The following is a 17,949-nucleotide window of genomic DNA, read 5'->3' as shown; positions in this document are numbered from 1 at the left end:
CAACGTATAATGAACTTTTAGATTAGCAACGAGGAGGATATATTGTTGAATCAAGTTAAATCAATTCTAGGTTCACTTGTCGAACCTTTAACTAAACCAGAAACTTATCAAACGCTAATATCGAATTTAATTATGATAATCGTCTATATCATCATTGCATTAATCGTAATACGAATTACAAACAAAGTGATTGAACAATTCTTCAAAGTTCAAAATAAAGGCAGAAAAGCCAATAAGAAACGTTCACAAACACTGATTTCACTTGTGCAAAATGTCGTTACTTATGTAGTATGGTTTATCGTCGTAACAACTATCCTTAGCAGATTAGGTATTAAAGTTGAAGGTATAATTGCCAGCGCAGGCGTTGTCGGCTTAGCAGTTGGTTTTGGTGCTCAAACAGTCGTAAAAGATATTATTACAGGGTTTTTTATTATTTTTGAAAATCAATTTGACGTTGGTGATTATGTTAAAATAAATAGTGGAGGTACTACAGTAGCAGAAGGTACCGTTAAATCAATTGGGTTAAGATCAACACGTGTTAACACTATAAGTGGTGAACTCACAGTCTTACCAAATGGCAGTATGGGTGAAATTACTAACTTCTCTGTAACAAATGGTGCAGCAATCGTAGCAATACCTATTGCAGTTACTGAAAATGTTGATAGAGTAGAAGAACAGTTAAAAGAACTATTCATTTCTATGCGTTCGAAATATTATTTATTTATTACGACGCCAGAATTTATAGGTGTTGATGAATTTACAAGAGATGAACTTATTTTACGTATTTCTGCAGAGACAATCCCAGGCGAAGGTGCCTCGGGGGCGCGTATATTACGTAGAGAAATTCAACATTTCTTTAATGCAAAGGGAATTGAAGTACCGCAACCAACTATGATACAAAACGATGCTAATAGTAATATTTAAACGTAGTCCATGTCGGAGGTGTGAAGAGTGACAGCGCAATATAACCTTAATGATATAGTAGAAATGAAAAAACAACATGCATGCGGCACAAATCGTTTTAAAATTATTCGTATGGGCGCAGACATTCGTATAAAATGTGAAAATTGTCAGCGTAGTATTATGATCCCAAGACAGACATTCAATAAAAAATTAAAAAAAGTACTTGTGTCTAATCAAGTAGAGGAAGATAAGGAGAATAACTAATGGCTTTAACAGCAGGTATTGTAGGTCTACCTAATGTAGGGAAGTCTACACTTTTCAATGCAATAACAAAAGCAGGTGCGCTAGCAGCAAACTATCCATTCGCAACAATTGATCCTAACGTCGGTATTGTAGAAGTGCCGGATAGTAGATTAAATGTTTTAACAGATATGGTTAACCCCAAAAAAACGATCCCAACTACATTTGAATTTACTGATATAGCGGGTATCGTAAAAGGTGCTTCTAAAGGTGAAGGCCTTGGTAATAAATTTTTATCTCATATCCGTGAAGTAGACGCGATTTGCCAAGTAGTGCGCGCATTCGATGACGACAATGTGACACACGTATCTGGTCGCGTGAATCCTATTGAAGATATCGAAGTTATAAATATGGAACTTGTATTGGCAGATTTAGAATCTGTAGAAAAACGTTTGCCTAAAGTAGAAAAAATGGCACGACAAAAAGATAAAGATGCAGTGAATGAAGTACGTATTTTAACAACAATTAAAGAAGCGTTAGAAGAAGGTAAACCGGTACGTAGTATAGAGTTTAATGATGAAGATCAAAAGTTTGTAAACCAAGCACAATTACTAACTTCAAAAGACATGTTATATATCGCTAACGTTGGCGAAGATGAAATTAACGACGATGAAAATGACAAAGTCAAAGCAATCCGTGAATACGCTGAAAAAGAAGAATCAGAGGTTATCGTTATTAGTGCTAAAATAGAAGAAGAAATTGCTGTCTTAGACGAAGATGACAAAGCAATGTTCCTTGAAGATTTAGGTATTGAAGAACCAGGTCTAAATCGTTTAATACGCACAACATATGACTTATTAGGTTTAGCAACATACTTTACAGCAGGTGTCGAAGAAGTACGCGCATGGACGTTTACGACAGGTATGACTGCCCCTCAATGTGCTGGTATTATTCATACTGACTTTGAACGTGGCTTTATACGTGCAGAAGTAACATCTTATGACGATTATGTAGAATACAACGGCGAACACGGCGCTAAAGAAGCAGGTAAACAGCGTTTAGAAGGTAAAGAATACATTATGAAAGACGGAGACGTCGTTCACTTTAGATTTAACGTATAATATTTAAAAATTTGATGAACACTTCCTTATGTCTAGGAAGTGTTTTTTAGTTGTAAAATAATTAGCGGATTGAGTAAAAATAAAAAATGGTCGTCGAGACTATGTTTTAATTTTTAATATTAAAGATGTTAACTATAATAAATCTATAGGTTATAACCCTACTTTTCTATATATAATAATTCCTATCCAATATGAGGGGAGTTGTAATTATGTATAGAAAAATTCAAACTAAAATTATCGCAAGTATGTTAACTTTAGTGTTAAGTTTTTCAGCAGTTGAATTCTTCGCAAATGAAGATCAACAATATATAAAGAGTAAAAATGTTCAACAAATAAATGAATACAATCCTTTGTCTAACGTTGCCGATGCACGTGGGAAACGTAAGCAAGGTGGCGAGATGAAAAATAAAGCGCGATATAATGGTAAATGGAAAGGGAAGTCTAACCCTAGAAGTAAAAATGTTAAAAAGCATACACCGAGTAAGAAACATAAAGGTGGAAAAAAGACGAAAGGCTCAAATAAAAAGAAACGATAAAGGATCAACAATATGAAGTCAGTAATTTTTGAGTATGATAATATAACGCATCAATTGGAAACGATGTTGCGTTTATTTCATAATTGGTTGAAAGACCAATACATAACGACAAAGCCAGTTAAAATAACATTCACAAATGACACGCTTTATGTGAATGGTTGCATAGAAGATACGGTTGTTTTAAAAGAAAGTCGCAAAATAATATATTCACTTAATGATATAGAAGATTATCGGCAACCTGAAAGTTATTACTCTAAAAGTGTTTCTGCCGAAGACAATGTGTTATTAACGGTTTTATATGATATTTGTAGAGAGTTAGCTCTTTTTTTTATTGCAGATAAACGACAACAAAGCTATGGTGCAGTGCTTAAATCTCATAAAGATGATCAAACGGTGACTTTTTTACAACAAAAGATGATGTACCAATATTATTTTTTAAAGTATAAGCCAACGCCAATTACAGAAAATACAATAGCGGTCAGTTACACACGTCAAGTTGATAAACATTTAAAAAAGACATTGCAACTATGTACACAATATATAAAAGGACAATTTAACTTTCCTATGCCTGTCGATATTAAAATCTCGGCAAAGGAATATGATTTTGCCGGTCAATATAGCGCGCCACATTCACCCTTTGATAAAGCTATAATAAAGGTTACAGCAAAAGATTATCCATATTTAGTCGAACAATTGGGACACTATGATGCCGAACTCAATATATGTCGTATATTGCTACATGAAGTCTTACATTATCAATTGTGGATTGACAGCAAATGGTTTATAAATGTTGAAGAAGAAGAAAAGGTTGTCGAAGAACTTGAAGACAAGCACATTAATCTGTTTATAGATGAATATATGTAGATAAAGACCAAGCCTATGAAGACTTGGTCTTTATGAGTTATTATGAAATGAACCAGCTTGTATTTTTGTCAGGACTTGTATAATTTGCGTCGACATCTTGATCGATTTCAGGTGAGTGGTATTGATCAGTGTATTGCCATAATGCATACTCGCGTGAAGGTTGTGTTTCACTATAATTAGCTAACCAAAAACCATCATAAGTACTAACAGTATTAGTCAAATTCTCTTCCATAAAGTTTTGGTATGAATAAAGTAAGACCTTTTTATTACCTGCTAGACCTTTCATTTCGTCGTACCAAGCATTCGTACTATCATCAATACTTCCTGAAGTCACTGTGTTTTGTTCGAAATCATTTATGTAGAAACTTGCTTTTGGTGCTCTATTATATAACGTTTGTGCTTCGTATCTTGCATCATCAGGATTTTCATACATGCTGTAAGAATAAACACCAAATGGTAAATCATATTTATCCAATAGTTCAGAATTATGTTCGAGTGAAGTGTCAATATGTTCGGAACCATATTGGGCACGAATGATAATAAAATCATAGTTTGCTTTTAACTTCTTAACTTGATCTGCAGTTAAGTCCCCTTGCCATTCTGAAATATCTAAGACACGTTTACCTTGTTGAGTTGTACCTGTTTCTGTTTGCACTTTATTTTGAGTTTTTTTATCTGGATGTTTTGATAAATATTGTTTATAACCATAACCCATTGTCCCTTTTTGAGCATTTGGTTGTTCAGCAGCATGTACTGAATAAGATAAAAACGTCGCACTTACTACAGCACACGTCGTTACAATTCCTTTTTTCATAACTGAAACCATAATTTTTCTCCTTTTCAACATCTAATCCGCTAAGATTGATGTTTGAATATTTTTAAATTTAATTAGCACCTATGCTAAAATAATTAAAGCGTTTTAGCAACCTTACTTTTTAAAATATTTAAATAGTGCAACAAAACATTTTAATTAATTTTAATTAAAGTTACTATTGAATTGTCAAACTACACACTCTAATTAAGTTTTTAAGAACTTGAACATGTTTAACGCATTGTAAAATGTAAAATCATATGCTATAATTCTTGATTGTGAGTAATGAAAATTATTCCTTGCCTATTGATTTTTAATAGGCCGTATAGTCCACAAGGAGGTGCAAAGATAAATGAGAACATATGAAGTTATGTATATCGTTCGTCCGAATATTGAAGAAGATGCTAAAAAAGCAGTTGTTGAACGTTTCAACGGCATTTTAGCTTCAAGAGGTTCAGAAGTACTTGAAGCTAAAGACTGGGGTAAACGTCGCCTTGCTTATGAAATCAATGATTTCACTGAAGGTTACTACAACATCGTTCGTATTCAAACAGAAGATAACGAAGCTACTGACGAATTCCAACGTTTAGCTAAAATTAACGATGATATCATCCGTTACATCGTTATCCGTGAAGACGAAGATAAGACAAGAAAATAATTGGGGGCGCTTAAATGATAAACAGAGTTGTTTTAGTAGGTCGTTTAACTAAGGATCCAGAATACAGAACAACACCCTCAGGCGTGAGCGTTGCGACATTTACCTTAGCGGTAAATCGTACGTTTACCAATGCGCAAGGGGAACGCGAAGCTGATTTCATTAACTGCGTCGTTTTTAGAAAACAAGCAGAAAATGTTAATAACTACTTATCAAAAGGTAGCTTAGCTGGCGTTGACGGTCGCTTACAATCACGTAGTTATGAAAACCAAGAAGGACGTCGTATCTTTGTTACAGAAGTTGTTTGTGATAGCGTTCAATTCCTTGAACCTAAAAACCAAAACAACCAACGCCAAAACCAATCTGGAGGCAATGACTTCCAAGATTACGGTCAAAGCTTTGGTGGTCAACAATCTGGACAAAACACGTCACGCAATAACAACAATTCATCAAACAATAATCAATCAGATAACCCATTCGCTAATGCGAACGGCCCTATTGATATTAGTGATGATGACTTACCATTCTAATTATTAGTGCATAGTTAAACACTATTTTTGAGAGTGTTAAGATAAACAATACAAACAATGAACATATTATAAAAATCTAATTTGAAGGAGGCAGTTAACCATGGCAGGTGGACCAAGAAGAGGCGGACGTCGTCGTAAAAAAGTTTGTTACTTCACAGCAAACGGAATTACACACATCGACTATAAAGACACAGAATTATTAAAACGTTTTATTTCTGAACGTGGTAAAATTTTACCTCGTCGTGTAACAGGTACTTCAGCTAAATATCAACGTATGTTGACAATCGCTATCAAACGTTCTCGTCATATGGCATTATTACCATATGTTAAAGAAGAACAATAATAGATATTGTATCTGTACAAACCCCGTAAGCATAGGCTTACGGGGTTATTTTTGTGTTGTTTAAGTTTTAAATTTCGCAAAAATTGGCAGAGTATGATTACTTGTGATATCCACCAAAAAAAGCCGTACTAAACGTGCATTTTAACTAAAATTTATATTTTCCAATTTACTCATGATATCTTTAGCCATTTTATCTGTGACGTGTGTATACACCTCTAGCACCATTTTATGGTCTGAATGTCCTACCGTGTGCTTGACTTGCTTTTAAGTTAATACCTAACTAGGACAAGTGTTGAAATATTCGGAGTAAGCTATTCGTCAGTAAACCGTATTTGTTTGTTCATAAAAAAACAATAGGGCTATTAAAATACATAAATAGATGTTTATTGACTATGAAATCAAAACAAACTTTTTGCGATCACTTTTAGGTGGTTGTTTTTACGTAGCAATAGAGGACGAAGTATAATCGAATATACAATCATTAGGGATAAGCACTTATGTACTTGCCCTATTTTGTGCTATCTTAATAAAAAAGGTGGTTTATAAGATGTTTTTTGAGATTCTTCCATGCATTTTAAGTGTTATGTTACTATTATTTATTCCGATATATTTAAGTAATAAGAAATAAAAAATTATATAACTTCCAGTCACCTACACTAGTCACTGGGTGATTTTTTGTTGCTATATATAAAGGAACTGCAGTAGGTTTCAACTTATCGAGTAAATGAAGAAACTGGTTTAATTAAGATAAAATTAAGTGAAATAACTGAAATAAAATGAAATTTTAGATTAACATTTTGAATGATTTCTATTATTTTTTTTAGATATACTTTGTTTAATTAACTTTACTTATTTAAAAGGAGTGATAGCTTTGAAAAAATTAACTGTTTTAATTGGTTTATATATGGCGAAAAAAATTTTTTCAACAGTCTTTAGTGTATTAAATGATATAAAAAAAGGGAATGCAAGTAAATTTCGTCCTAATGCTTTATATTTAGAGAAAGATGATAAGTTAAATAGTAAAAAGATTCTTTTTTTAGGTTCTTCTATAACTTATGGAGCAGCATCTCATGGAGTATCATTTGTTGAGTTTTTAAAAGAAGAGTCTAAGGTCAACACTACAAAGGAAGCGATATCAGGTACTACTTTAGCAGGGGTAGAAAAAATTCATATGTTCAAAGAATAAAGAAAAAGGATTTGAAAAAGAATTATTATGATTTATTGATTTGTCAGTTATCAACCAATGATAGTAGATTTAAAAAAGCATTAGGTGAGATAAGTTTAGATTATGATTTGGAAAATTTTAATATAGAAACGACAATAGGTGCAATGGAATACATTATTAGCTATGCAAAAAATACATGGAACACTCCTGTTTTATTTTATACTTGTATAAGAAAATCAGATCCATATTACGAACATTTAATAAATGTATTGTATAAATTAAAAGATAAGTGGGATATTGAGATATTAGATGTTTGGAATAATCCGGAAGCTAATGAGCTTAAAAAATATGATAACACGTTATTTGCTGATGATGCGCATCCTACTTTAAAAGGTTATCGGTATGTATATTTTCCACTTTTTAAAGAAAAAATAAAGTGTATTTTTAGTTAATTGAATGATTTTTATTTTAATTTATATGAGTATGCAAAAGCCCACCTAAATGAATAGGTGGGTTGTTTTACGTGTCAAATTAGTCATAGTTAGTTAAAGTTATGTTAAAAATTAAAACGCATTATATATCATAGTTAAGCCATTGTAGATTGTGTTAAAAAGTAATAAACAAGATTAAAATTACTAATAATATACAATGAAACTTTTTGGAAATAATAAACGACTATAAAAAAGCTAATATCTTGTTATGGAAATTTATAAATAATAAAATAAATATAAGACAAAATTAAAGGGGTTGTTTTTAATGAGTAAAGTAGCAATCGTAACAGGTTCAGCAGGTGGATTAGGTAAGGGAATTGCTCTAAGGCTAGCCAACGATGGATTTAATATTGTTCTTCAAGATATTAATGAAGATTTACTTTTAGAAACAGAGAAAGAATTTAAAGATAAAGGTTTTAATGCTGTAGCCTTTAAAAGCGATGTTTCAATAAAAAAAGAACAACAAGAATTAGTGCAGTTTGCTGTTACAGAGTTTGGACAAATAGATGTATTTGTTAATAATGCTGGAGTAGACGCGGTTTCGTCATTTTTAGAAATTGATGAAAATCAACTTAACAAATTATTCAATGTAAATGTTTATGGTACTGTATTTGGTACGCAGGCAGCTGCAGAACAATTTAAAAAACAAAATAGTAAGGGCAAAGTAATAAACGCTTGTAGTATAGCGGGTCATGAATCTTATGAAATGCTAGGTACGTATTCAGCTACTAAACATGCAGTACGTTCTTTTACACAAACTGCTGCTAAAGAATTGGCACAAGATGGCATCACAGTTAATGCATATTGCCCTGGTGTAGCAAAAACTAAAATGTGGGATCGAATAGATGAAGAAATGGTTAAATATAATGACGATATGGAGCCAGGCGATGCATTCAAAGAATTTTCATCAGCTATAAAATTAGGACGTTATCAAGAACCAAAAGATGTTGCTAATTTAGTGTCATTTTTAGCCTCTGAAGATTCCGGGTATATTACGGGTCAATCTATCTTAACTGATGGTGGGCTAGTTTATAGATAATATTTGATAATAACTGCTGTCTTAAATTAGGATAGTATTTTTTTAAATACCTTAATTAATAAAATGCTTTTATCAAAAGCATACGTAGAACATATGACGAATTAAGTCCTAAGAAAAGAGAAGAGAAAGCAGAGTAATCTGATATGAGCGAACCAACTTGGTACATGAGGTTGTAAAATACGGTAGTAGAATCCAATTTTGGATTTTGTGAAATTACACGGCTCCATTTTGAGGTTTAATTATTTAAATTCCACTCACCCAAATATGGGGACACATGTAATAAGTAAAGATTATAAAAAAAGTTAAAGTAGCTATTGCTCTAAATGGGTGATAGCTCTTTTTATACCCTTTAACTATTGTTTATTATATAATCGATAGTATTTGTCTATGGTTATAATTGGTTCCATGAGTGTATCAATAAATAGGAGGTTGATATTGATGAATGTTGGTATCGTAAACGAACTTTTAAGTGATGAAAAAGCATCTGGATTAATACTATTATTTGCAACTAACGAAGAAGAACAAGTAGATGAAATAGATAAAGAAAAATCAAACGACAATACATTGTATGTCACAGTACCAAAAAAGGCCGTGATTAATTTAGACTATGTAGTTAAGATAAATATTATAACTAAGTTTAAAAATGAGACAGTAAATAAAAGTTTTTAATCTCATAAAGATATAATGTTTAAGACAAAATTTGAGTTGGTAAAAATTTCGCAAAGTTGTGAAATAATGTGTATATTTATAGACTTTCAAAATAGAAATAAAGGGTATTAAGCGTTGATTTAACAATATTTTGAGTGCTAATAATTGTTCGTGGAATAAGAATATGTTAAAGAAGAACAATAATAGATATTGTAACTGTACGAACCCCGTAGGTTTAGGCTTACGGGGTTATTTCTGTGTGGAAATTTAACGGGGGACAGAAAATTCAAGTTTAATACAATTAGTAAGGAAATTATAAAATGTAAAGGCGTATAGTAAATTAATAAGTAATTTTTTAAAAGAAAGAGCTTATTAGAAAAATATCGTAAATAATTCATAGATATGGGTAAAAATATAAATGCTTCATAACATTGTTTGTTGCTATAATAAAAAGCAACTATATAGATTAATAATTAGCATCCAAGAAAAAATCAAAACTAACCAAGAAATACGATGATTGTTGCTGGTGTTAGAGCTTTTGATAGAAGGTTAAGGAGTGATTAGTAAACTAAATGATACGTTGGTAAAAATGTAGAAATTATTGATCGTGATGGTTGGAAATTTATTGGACGGCTTGTTTGGATGATGATACAGAAGAAAATAATAATAAATGTTCGTATCGAGTGAAAACCAATGCTGTGGCATTTGATATAGATGAATATAAAATCAAAAGCATAAAAGAAATAGAGTGAATTATAAAGATGATGTTAGTTAGTATATTAAAGCTAGCTTCTTATTTTCTATTCTTGTGATATTAAAACCACCCACATATGTTATTGGGTGGTTTTGTATTATATTTTAATATCTTTACAGTCTTAATGTATTAATTACTTAAAAATTTTTATAAAAGACTGGTTTTTAAGAACATTTCTCACAATAAACTTTTTGAAGTTTAGCCCAACTACTTAATAAGGCATAGCCTTTTAAATTTTTGGAATTAGTTTTAATCGTTATATTTTCATTTTTGCCAATTTCTTTTTTACAGTTGCTACAGACGAGTTTTTCAAGAAACATAAAATCTCTCCTTAGTTGAATGATTTTCATTAAACTATTAATGTAATTAAATGTTATATACGTTATTTTAATAATAATATATTATGAATTATTTTCAAGTTTGCAAATGTTATTTTAGTTTATTTTTTAAATTATAAATCATCATTAATATTTATTTGTTTAGCTTTACATATGATAGTGTGGATAATAAATACTTAACTATAAATTAAAAAGGATGAAGTTAAAACATGACAACAAGTCAGTGGATTATCAGCATTGTTGTAGGCGTTTTGATATTCTTAATTGCCTATTATGTAGGTCAAACTACATTCCTATTAGCATTGTTATGTGGTGTTATCGGATTGTTAGGTAATATTTTTGTTGTATGGCAACAAAAAAATAAAAATAGAAACTAGCTAAATATCTAATAAGTTAAAAGTGAGTGATAACTATGGATAGATCAAAGTTAAGAATGTATTTTAATATCTTAATAGGTATTTTATTTTTAATTTACATATATTTGGTGATTATGAAAAATTTCACTGAAACCCAATGGGAAATTTGCTTTTTTACTGCAGTGATAATTGTAAATCTAATTAGAGTAAGGTTCCTCCCAAAAAGAAAAATAATAACGATAAGTAAGAACATTATAATAGATAATAACTCATTTATAACTCCCGTAGCCTTACGGGCCTTTTTATTGAGTTTAATAGTATTACGTAACTTTATATAGAAGGATAAAATAATACTAAGTAAAAATTGATTGTTTATATTGACCCATACCCAACGTAATAGCATACAAATAAAAGTGGAGGTGAAAGTTATGTCTGAATATTTAACTGGAGAATTAAGTGATATGTTTGGTATATCTAATAGAACGATCCAATATTATGATAAAAAAGGCTTATTAAAACCGGCATATATTAAAGAAAATAGTTATAGGGTTTATACAGAAAGTGAAGTAAAAAAATTACAGCTGATTTTAATTTTAAAAGAACTGGATATATCATTAAAAGATATTAAAGTTTTACTAGATAGTGATAAAGATATGAAAGCAATTAATTTACTATTGGATCAGAAAATAAATGAAACAACTAACAAAATTTAACAACATCAATCACAATTAAAACATATACAAAATATTAAGAATACAATCACTGACAACTCAAATTCTCAAATAAAAAAATTAATAGACATAGAAAATGCTATGGAAAGAAACGATGAAAGAAGCGATTTATATAAAAAGTTATTTATTATAGGTGGTTTTGCTACTTTTATTCAGCTAGTAGGTTTCTCAATTAGTTTTGCGATAAAAAGCTACTTACCATTTTTTGTAACACTTATCATTGGTGTTACTTGTGCGATGGCAATAACTAATAAGTATTTTAAAGCGGTTGTTTATATGTGTCCTAATTGCCACAATACATTTAAACCAAAATTAATAAAATGGTTATTTGCTGCACATACAATAAAAACAAGGAAATTAAAATGTCCAAATTGTTATGACAAAAATCATTGTTTAGAGCTAATAAAAATTCCTTAAGTATTATATTTACGGAGTGACAGTGTATATTTTTAATTTAAATAGCAATATACCTAAAAAAATTAGTAGTTGCTTATTTCTTCCTTTTACTTTCTATAATGTACATACCAGCTAAGATACCTAGAGGTATGCCTAAAAATGGTGTAGTTATGGCGCTAACAAGGATAATTGAAATTACTAATACTGTAATGTTATAAGTGTTTATTTCTAAATTTAAAAACTCATTGTATTTACGCTTTGTGAAAACTTTCGCTTTATTAACGTCATTTCTGCTAAAAAATTCTCTTAATTTCAAAGTTGTACCTCCTCATGAAGTGGTTGTCATTAATTAAACCGTTCCATTTTAATGCTATCATGCTTCATTTAAAGTTTTGATAATTGCTAGCAACTAGTAAAATACTTACTTGAGAAGGTAAATATTAAGTAAATTCTGGATGTGAAAAAAGCTTGGCAAATTAATGCCAAGCTTAAACTATTTATGTAAATGAAATTTTAGAGATTAAATGCTTTTATTTTCATTATACAGTATGCCTACACCGTAACCACTTGTTGAAACTTCGTAATCAAATTTAATAATTTCGATATAAGGATTTTCTTCTAAAAATTCATTCACTTTTTTAGTAAGACCTTTTTCTGTCATAGTGTTAAAACAAACAAATTTCATACCGTACCTCCTTAATTATTTATGCGCTCTCAATTGTTTTTATCCATTATATATGTATAAAGCAATAAAATGGTCATCGAAGTAAAAATAATTAATGAAAATATAGATAAACTGATAGCTATTAAATTATTTTTCACCACTATTGTATGTACTGACATTACTATAAAAAATAAAAATATAGGTAATGACGATACAAGTGGTGCTTTGTTTTTATTATTTCCTCGGAAATTATTATCTTCCAAATATTAGCCCCTTTAGTAATACAAGTTAGGTGCTCGAAGTTTTTAATTATAGTAACAATAACATATTAATCTTTTTTTAAAAATAATATTTTTGGAATTACATTAAGCTAATACTGTTCATACAACCTTTAAATAAAAAATAATTTCACTTAATGAACCATCCAACAATTAAACATACTAGGATTAACATATTTTATATGCTGTCTCAGATGATAGTATTATGAATTTTTTAGTTTATGGATTTAAATTGGATTCTTTCCGATAGTGTATTTTTGGTATTAATAAAGCTTATTAACTTTTTTTATTTTATTGGTAAGGAGCTTTTAAAATGAATAAAAAGATTTAATTTTTTGAAGAAAAAAATATGGAAGGGTTGTTAAATTACGTTTTTGGGGAGTTGCTCGTCTACTTGATAATTTAAAATTCAGACAACTAAATGTAATGAATTTTATACCTCTATGAGTAGGTATTTTCAGAGTTTTACTTATTTTTTTGTGCTTTTTACTAAAACAAGATTAACCCTATTTTATAGTTATAAATTAATATACTATTAATTCTGAAATACTAACAATAGGAGGCACTCAATGAACATCAAGAATAAATTAATTATTGGTATTGCAGGCGCATTATTAGCTACGACTGGCGTTTCAACTGTACAAGAAAGTAAAGCAAGTGCAGCAAAATACCAATACCGTAATTACTCTGTTTCACCACAAGAAAATTTACAAGATTTACTTGATTCACGACACTATTATGTAAAGTGGGCTAAAGAAACTGGATCTAGTTATTATCAGAACAAATTAAAAAATATATTAAGCTATGCTGATAAAAAGAAAAACGCTAAAAACGAAGTAGTCGTTTTAACAGCTATCAATAAAGTATCGTCAATATATAACGAAGTATTTGAAGTTCATTTGCAGTCTGAAGCTGGTCAGGTAGAGTTAAGTAAGAAAAAGCATCAATTAAATGGGCTTATATCACAAGCTCAAAGTTATTTAACTGAAAGTCATTTATCTGTGAACCAAGACGAGGCTCAATTAAAAACTTCTGTAGCACGTGCACAAAGCTTATTAGCTGGTAGCTATGCAACATATGAACTTGATAATGCTATTACAGAATTAAAGCAACGTATCCAAAGTGTTGATGATTATAAAAATTTGTAAGTCACATTACTCATATTTTTAATGAATTTTGGTAATATCAAAAAGGTAACTTTGTATAAGGTTACCTTTTTATTATTTAGTTTATTTAATTTCATCTCGGTTGCTAATAATTTTATTTACGATGCTATATTGTTGCGCTTCTTCGACTGTTAACCAGTAGTTTCTGTTTGTATCTTCTTCTACTTTTCTCCTGATATATAGATGGAAGTACCGGCACTGACTACCCAACCTTAACCTATGATATTAGCTTTAGGTTTAATAAAATTAATCATATCACGTATATAAAAACCAGCGTCTACGTGGCTACCTTGTGTTGAAATAAATAAATAGGGTCATCACTCATAGATTTTAACAATAATAATTTGTTGCAGACGTCTCTGGAAACTTCATCATTTATTTCCCCGGAAATCACTACCATTCTTGTTTCTAATAGTTTTTCTTTAATTAAATTGTATTGGTTATTTTTACAACATTATAGATAAAAGAGGGGTACTATGATTTCCAATAGGAAAGCTACATCTTTCTATACAATATTAAGAAGAATGAAGTATTTAATTAAAATATAAAAGGAAAATTCAGAATATTATTGTTGTGAAAGATTTAAAGTAGTAATATGGTAAACATATTGTTGTTTTAGGTTATGTTATAAGTTTTGCTATTAAACAAAATTGTTACTCCATAAAAAGTTTAGTTAGATATAAATCTAGCTTTTTTAGTGATTTAACTAAAGCAGTATATCTATAATTCCAACTATTTCCATACGAATAGTTCTATTTAAAGTTTGATAATGTGTTTAACATTAACTTCTCTAATAACAATGGTGAAGTTTTTTGATTTAAAAAATTATCAATAAATAGTAATTAGAATGAGGAAATTGAAGTAACTTTGTAGAGTGAAATCAATCATATTAGCTAAGAACGATACATAACTAATACTGTTTTATTAATTAGAAAAGAGTGAAAAAGATGAAAGATCATGAATTGCAACGTAAAATGACCAATCGACATATACAGTTGATAGCCATTGGGGGAGCAATTGGCACAGGGTTATTTTTAGGGGCAGGTAAAAGTATTTCTTTAGCTGGACCATCCATTTTATTAGTATATATTATTATAGGATTTTTCTTATTTATCATGATGAGAGCACTGGGTGAATTGTTATTATCAAATAGTGACTATAATTCATTTACTGATATTGCCGAACATTATTTAGGACATTTATTTGGCTTTTTAACCGGTTGGACGTACTGGTTCTGTTGGGTAGCGACGGGAATTGCAGATATAACAGCGGCTGCTAAATATATTCAATATTGGTTCCCGGATATACCTTCGTATATATCAGCGATTGGAACGGTATTGATTTTATTAATATTAAACTTAATGACCGTAAGACTATTTGGAGAAATCGAATTTTGGTTTGCATTAATTAAAATTATTGCGATTGTTTTATTGATAGTAATTGGGTTATGGTTGATATTTACAGGCTTTAAATCAAGCAATGGTATCCAAGCAGGTTTCCATAATTTATATACGCATGGTGGACCTTTCCCAAATGGAGCAATGGGATTCTTATTGGCATTTCAAATGGCCGTCTTTAGTTTCGTAGGTATTGAACTCGTTGGCGTGACTTCACGTGAAACGAAGGATCCCGAAAAGAACTTACCTAAAGCGGTAAATTCATTAGGGTATCGTATTTTAATATTTTACGTACTTAGTTTATTAATTATCATGAGTATTACACCATGGAATAAGGTTTCTGCTACAGAAAGTCCATTCGTTAATTTATTTGTGTTAGCAGGGATACCTGCAGCGGCAGGCATTGTAAACTTTGTAGTATTAACATCAGCTGCAAGTGCTGCGAATAGTGGTCTATTTAGTAATAGTAGAATGGTCTATGGTTTAGGTAACACTGGCCATGCGCCAAAAATACTTGGAAGAATAAATAAACGTGGCGTACCATACCCAGCGTTAATATTCTCAGGCGTTGTATTATTTTTCTCAGCTATTTTAAACTACTTTATACCAGATGAAGTATTTACATTAGTGACAACACTTGCTACGATTTTCTTTATTTTTATATGGTCAATTATTTTAATTTGTTACATTAAATATCGAAAAGAAAATGCTGAATTACACAAAAAATCTATATTCAAAAACCCATTTGGTATCATAGGCTCTTATGGTGCATTAGCCTTTTTCGTCTTTGTGTTAGTTATGTTACTATTTGCCGATGATACACGCGTAGCACTGTTTTATTCGCCTTTATGGATTATTTTATTGTTGATTGTTTATTACTTTAATCAGAAGAAATATAAGAAAGCATAGTTGAAGCGGTTTTGAATACTGTGGCATAGCTAATACAGAATTCGTGAAAATATAAAAGTTAATCATAGTATTTAATAAGCTGCTAACTCCTACAAAATTGAGGAGTTAGCAGCTTATTTTGTATGAAGACGAATTTTTATGGGCGTCTGAAAGGTCTGCAAGCCTAAGAAAAATTATAACGTTATAGCTGTTTCGTAGACCGAAATTGTAAATTAAGAAAAGAAGATTTACAGTTTTCTAGCATAAAAAGGATGATATAAGGACCAATATTAGTAGTATTTATCGATAATACTATTAATATAGTTGCAGGAATAATTCAATTTTTAGCTGACCTACTATTGGATTTATATAATATATTAAGGTTTTATATTATATAAGGATAATAAGCTTCTAAGTGCTTTTGATTTGAAATTTTAATTCAAAGTTATCTATTCATGATACGTAAAAATTCGTTATTAAGTACAGGCAGATTACATGCACATTACAGTCATTAACGTGCAATGCATCGTTCAAAACGTTTGTGCCCAACTTTTAAACATTACATAGCAGAGGCGAAAGCAGATTATTGTAAAAAAATGAAATACCTTTTTCACTTCACTGTAACTCAAACAGTGTTTTTTCATGTTACAGTGGGTGATGTCTTAAGTAATTCATAGCAATAAACGAGTAATAACCACCTATTAGGAGGATTTAAATAATGAAAAAAACAATTATTACTTCAACATTAGCTTTAGGTATTGGCGCTACAGGATTAGTAGCAGGTCATTCAGCAAACGCTGCAGAAAACAATGTTGACCAATCAAAATTAGCGCAACAAGCACAATCTAATTCAAATCAATTAAATGAATCTCCAGTTCAAAAAGGTTCATATAACTATAACTTTAATCAAGATGGCACAAACTATAACTTTAAGTCAGATGGTACAAACTATACTTGGAGTTATAATGGCTATAACAATGGTTCACAAGAGGATACAAATCAAGCACAACAAACTTCAAATAGTGGACAATCACAACAACAAGCACAACCACAGAAAGAACAATCACAACAACAAGCACAACCACAAAAAGAACAGTCACAACAACAAGCGCAACCACAAAAAGAACAATCACAACAATCAACTTCATCTGATGAGTCAGCAAGCTCAAACGCAAGTTCAAGCGGTTCATCAAGTGATGTAAATGGTCATTTAAAACAAATTGCAGAACGTGAATCAGGTGGAGATACAAAAGCTGTTAACGCATCATCAGGAGCAGCAGGAAAATATCAATTCCTACAAAGCACATGGGATTCAGTAGCACCTTCAGAATATCAAGGTAAATCTCCTACAGAAGCACCTGAATCAGTTCAAGACCAAGCAGCTCAGAAATTATATGATACAGAAGGCGCTTCACAGTGGGTAACTGCATAAGTTAAGCCGCGTATAACTGTAAAATATTGAGTGGAAAGCTCAAAAATTAAAAACACAAACAAATTCTTATAAGGTAATAAGAGCTCCCTCCATTATTAAATGGAGGGAGATTTTTTGTTACGAAGGTTAAATTTTTCGATTATTTGCCAATAAAATTTTAAAATCTTTAATTTATAAGATTAATAAAATAGTTTGTAGATGAA

General features: G+C 30.4%; 22 protein-coding genes and 2 pseudogenes. 18 read left to right on the top strand and 6 right to left on the bottom strand.

The genetic code is table 11. The features are described 5' to 3' along the window. The first annotated feature begins 45 nt into the window (after positions 1 to 45). The 5 genes from ISP02_RS11600 (at position 46) to ISP02_RS11580 (ending at position 3,664) form a co-directional block, all read left to right on the top strand. Positions 46 to 924, top strand: coding sequence for a mechanosensitive ion channel family protein (locus ISP02_RS11600; RefSeq protein WP_195721692.1), 879 nt, complete (start codon positions 46 to 48; stop codon positions 922 to 924). A gap of 27 nt (positions 925 to 951) precedes the next feature. Beyond that, on the top strand, positions 952 to 1,167 hold the full coding sequence (locus ISP02_RS11595; protein ID WP_195721691.1) for a DUF951 domain-containing protein: 216 nt from the start codon (positions 952 to 954) through the stop codon (positions 1,165 to 1,167). Further along, a complete protein-coding gene (ychF, locus tag ISP02_RS11590; RefSeq protein ID WP_195721690.1) occupies positions 1,167 to 2,264 on the top strand; it encodes a redox-regulated ATPase YchF in 1,098 nt (365 codons plus the stop codon). The genes ISP02_RS11595 and ychF overlap by 1 nt, the downstream gene beginning before the upstream one ends. 209 nt (positions 2,265 to 2,473) lie before the next feature. Further along, positions 2,474 to 2,800 (top strand): hypothetical protein, encoded by a 327-nt coding sequence (locus tag ISP02_RS11585; RefSeq protein ID WP_195721689.1) that lies wholly within the window; start codon positions 2,474 to 2,476, stop codon positions 2,798 to 2,800. A gap of 12 nt (positions 2,801 to 2,812) precedes the next feature. Continuing rightward, the gene (locus tag ISP02_RS11580) at positions 2,813 to 3,664 is read left to right on the top strand and encodes a hypothetical protein (RefSeq protein WP_195721688.1); all 852 of its coding nucleotides are present in this window, start codon (positions 2,813 to 2,815) and stop codon (positions 3,662 to 3,664) included. A gap of 40 nt (positions 3,665 to 3,704) precedes the next feature. On the opposite strand, the gene ISP02_RS11575 is transcribed toward ISP02_RS11580, so the two are convergent. Next, positions 3,705 to 4,490, bottom strand: coding sequence for a GH25 family lysozyme (locus tag ISP02_RS11575; RefSeq protein WP_195721687.1), 786 nt, complete (start codon positions 4,488 to 4,490; stop codon positions 3,705 to 3,707). A 337-nt stretch (positions 4,491 to 4,827) separates the two neighbouring features. On the opposite strand from ISP02_RS11575, the gene rpsF reads away from it, so the two are divergent. The 3 genes from rpsF (at position 4,828) to rpsR (ending at position 6,003) form a co-directional block, all read left to right on the top strand. Next, the gene (rpsF, locus tag ISP02_RS11570; RefSeq protein ID WP_048793678.1) at positions 4,828 to 5,133 is read left to right on the top strand and encodes a 30S ribosomal protein S6; all 306 of its coding nucleotides are present in this window, start codon (positions 4,828 to 4,830) and stop codon (positions 5,131 to 5,133) included. Between the two features lie 14 nt (positions 5,134 to 5,147). Next, a complete protein-coding gene (ssb, locus tag ISP02_RS11565; RefSeq protein WP_048793677.1) occupies positions 5,148 to 5,660 on the top strand; it encodes a single-stranded DNA-binding protein in 513 nt (170 codons plus the stop codon). A 100-nt stretch (positions 5,661 to 5,760) separates the two neighbouring features. Next, positions 5,761 to 6,003, top strand: coding sequence for a 30S ribosomal protein S18 (gene rpsR / locus ISP02_RS11560; RefSeq protein WP_048793676.1), 243 nt, complete (start codon positions 5,761 to 5,763; stop codon positions 6,001 to 6,003). A gap of 141 nt (positions 6,004 to 6,144) precedes the next feature. On the opposite strand, the pseudogene ISP02_RS13300 reads toward rpsR, so the two are convergent. Beyond that, a pseudogene (locus ISP02_RS13300) lies at positions 6,145 to 6,283 on the bottom strand (tyrosine-type recombinase/integrase); the annotation flags it as partial. Between the two features lie 591 nt (positions 6,284 to 6,874). Between ISP02_RS13300 and ISP02_RS13045 the strand changes: the two are divergent. From ISP02_RS13045 to ISP02_RS13030, 7 genes are all read left to right on the top strand, one after another. Then, positions 6,875 to 7,189, top strand: coding sequence for an SGNH/GDSL hydrolase family protein (locus ISP02_RS13045; protein ID WP_235980510.1), 315 nt, complete (start codon positions 6,875 to 6,877; stop codon positions 7,187 to 7,189). Between the two features lie 11 nt (positions 7,190 to 7,200). Next, on the top strand, positions 7,201 to 7,620 hold the full coding sequence (locus ISP02_RS13040; RefSeq protein ID WP_235980509.1) for an SGNH/GDSL hydrolase family protein: 420 nt from the start codon (positions 7,201 to 7,203) through the stop codon (positions 7,618 to 7,620). Positions 7,621 to 7,924: 304 nt separating this feature from the next. After that, positions 7,925 to 8,698, top strand: coding sequence for an acetoin reductase (locus ISP02_RS11550; RefSeq protein WP_195721686.1), 774 nt, complete (start codon positions 7,925 to 7,927; stop codon positions 8,696 to 8,698). Positions 8,699 to 9,136: 438 nt separating this feature from the next. Continuing rightward, complete coding sequence (locus ISP02_RS11545; RefSeq protein WP_195721685.1) at positions 9,137 to 9,367, top strand: hypothetical protein; 231 nt, start codon at positions 9,137 to 9,139, stop codon at positions 9,365 to 9,367. Between the two features lie 1,280 nt (positions 9,368 to 10,647). Next, entirely contained in the window at positions 10,648 to 10,815 is a 168-nt protein-coding gene (locus tag ISP02_RS11540) for a hypothetical protein (protein ID WP_195721684.1), read from the top strand. A gap of 407 nt (positions 10,816 to 11,222) precedes the next feature. Beyond that, positions 11,223 to 11,507, top strand: coding sequence for a MerR family transcriptional regulator (locus ISP02_RS13035; RefSeq protein WP_235980508.1), 285 nt, complete (start codon positions 11,223 to 11,225; stop codon positions 11,505 to 11,507). Between the two features lie 99 nt (positions 11,508 to 11,606). Further along, a complete protein-coding gene (locus ISP02_RS13030) occupies positions 11,607 to 11,942 on the top strand; it encodes a hypothetical protein (RefSeq protein ID WP_235980507.1) in 336 nt (111 codons plus the stop codon). Positions 11,943 to 12,015: 73 nt separating this feature from the next. On the opposite strand, the gene ISP02_RS11530 is transcribed toward ISP02_RS13030, so the two are convergent. Continuing rightward, positions 12,016 to 12,237: a VraH family peptide resistance protein gene (locus tag ISP02_RS11530; RefSeq protein WP_195721683.1), complete on the bottom strand. Its 222-nt coding sequence runs from the start codon at positions 12,235 to 12,237 to the stop codon at positions 12,016 to 12,018. A 204-nt stretch (positions 12,238 to 12,441) separates the two neighbouring features. Next, positions 12,442 to 12,606, bottom strand: coding sequence for a hypothetical protein (locus tag ISP02_RS11525; RefSeq protein WP_195721682.1), 165 nt, complete (start codon positions 12,604 to 12,606; stop codon positions 12,442 to 12,444). 826 nt (positions 12,607 to 13,432) lie between these two features. On the opposite strand from ISP02_RS11525, the gene ISP02_RS11520 reads away from it, so the two are divergent. Continuing rightward, a complete protein-coding gene (locus ISP02_RS11520) occupies positions 13,433 to 14,011 on the top strand; it encodes a complement inhibitor SCIN family protein (protein WP_195721681.1) in 579 nt (192 codons plus the stop codon). Positions 14,012 to 14,092: 81 nt separating this feature from the next. Here ISP02_RS11520 and ISP02_RS13295 read toward each other — a convergent pair whose 3' ends face one another. Together ISP02_RS13295 and ISP02_RS13290 are read right to left on the bottom strand one after the other, a co-directional pair. Further along, on the bottom strand, positions 14,093 to 14,239 hold the full coding sequence (locus tag ISP02_RS13295; RefSeq protein WP_408020137.1) for an ATP-dependent Clp protease proteolytic subunit: 147 nt from the start codon (positions 14,237 to 14,239) through the stop codon (positions 14,093 to 14,095). A 2-nt stretch (positions 14,240 to 14,241) separates the two neighbouring features. Continuing rightward, a pseudogene (locus ISP02_RS13290) lies at positions 14,242 to 14,429 on the bottom strand (ATP-dependent Clp protease proteolytic subunit). Between the two features lie 547 nt (positions 14,430 to 14,976). Here ISP02_RS13290 and ISP02_RS11510 point away from each other — a divergent pair. Together ISP02_RS11510 and ISP02_RS11505 are read left to right on the top strand one after the other, a co-directional pair. Then, positions 14,977 to 16,335 carry an amino acid permease gene (locus tag ISP02_RS11510; protein WP_195721680.1) on the top strand — a complete coding sequence of 453 codons (1,359 nt, stop codon included), beginning with the start codon at positions 14,977 to 14,979 and terminating at the stop codon, positions 16,333 to 16,335. 697 nt (positions 16,336 to 17,032) lie between these two features. Continuing rightward, complete coding sequence (locus ISP02_RS11505) at positions 17,033 to 17,746, top strand: transglycosylase family protein (protein WP_195721679.1); 714 nt, start codon at positions 17,033 to 17,035, stop codon at positions 17,744 to 17,746. Positions 17,747 to 17,949 lie beyond the last annotated feature (203 nt).

Source organism: Staphylococcus durrellii (genome assembly GCF_015594545.1).
GTDB classification, from domain to species: Bacteria; Bacillota; Bacilli; order Staphylococcales; family Staphylococcaceae; genus Staphylococcus; species Staphylococcus durrellii.
The sequence above is the reverse complement of the archived record's forward strand: the minus strand, read 5'-3'. Positions and strand labels throughout refer to the sequence as shown.

Excerpts from the sequence above, each read along its gene's own strand:
- rpsF (WP_048793678.1), top strand. The coding sequence starts at position 4,828 with ATGAGAACATATGAAGTTATGTATATCGTTCGTCCGAATATTGAAGAA.
- ISP02_RS11575 (WP_195721687.1), bottom strand. The coding sequence starts at position 4,490 with ATGGTTTCAGTTATGAAAAAAGGAATTGTAACGACGTGTGCTGTAGTA.
- ISP02_RS11510 (WP_195721680.1), top strand. The coding sequence starts at position 14,977 with ATGAAAGATCATGAATTGCAACGTAAAATGACCAATCGACATATACAG.
- ISP02_RS13035 (WP_235980508.1), top strand. The coding sequence starts at position 11,223 with ATGTCTGAATATTTAACTGGAGAATTAAGTGATATGTTTGGTATATCT.
- ISP02_RS11550 (WP_195721686.1), top strand. The coding sequence starts at position 7,925 with ATGAGTAAAGTAGCAATCGTAACAGGTTCAGCAGGTGGATTAGGTAAG.
- ISP02_RS11540 (WP_195721684.1), top strand. The coding sequence starts at position 10,648 with ATGACAACAAGTCAGTGGATTATCAGCATTGTTGTAGGCGTTTTGATA.
- ISP02_RS11525 (WP_195721682.1), bottom strand. The coding sequence starts at position 12,606 with ATGAAATTTGTTTGTTTTAACACTATGACAGAAAAAGGTCTTACTAAA.
- ISP02_RS11580 (WP_195721688.1), top strand. The coding sequence starts at position 2,813 with ATGAAGTCAGTAATTTTTGAGTATGATAATATAACGCATCAATTGGAA.
- ychF (WP_195721690.1), top strand. The coding sequence starts at position 1,167 with ATGGCTTTAACAGCAGGTATTGTAGGTCTACCTAATGTAGGGAAGTCT.
- ISP02_RS11505 (WP_195721679.1), top strand. The coding sequence starts at position 17,033 with ATGAAAAAAACAATTATTACTTCAACATTAGCTTTAGGTATTGGCGCT.
- ISP02_RS11520 (WP_195721681.1), top strand. The coding sequence starts at position 13,433 with ATGAACATCAAGAATAAATTAATTATTGGTATTGCAGGCGCATTATTA.
- ssb (WP_048793677.1), top strand. The coding sequence starts at position 5,148 with ATGATAAACAGAGTTGTTTTAGTAGGTCGTTTAACTAAGGATCCAGAA.
- rpsR (WP_048793676.1), top strand. The coding sequence starts at position 5,761 with ATGGCAGGTGGACCAAGAAGAGGCGGACGTCGTCGTAAAAAAGTTTGT.
- ISP02_RS11545 (WP_195721685.1), top strand. The coding sequence starts at position 9,137 with ATGAATGTTGGTATCGTAAACGAACTTTTAAGTGATGAAAAAGCATCT.
- ISP02_RS13030 (WP_235980507.1), top strand. The coding sequence starts at position 11,607 with ATGGAAAGAAACGATGAAAGAAGCGATTTATATAAAAAGTTATTTATT.
- ISP02_RS11585 (WP_195721689.1), top strand. The coding sequence starts at position 2,474 with ATGTATAGAAAAATTCAAACTAAAATTATCGCAAGTATGTTAACTTTA.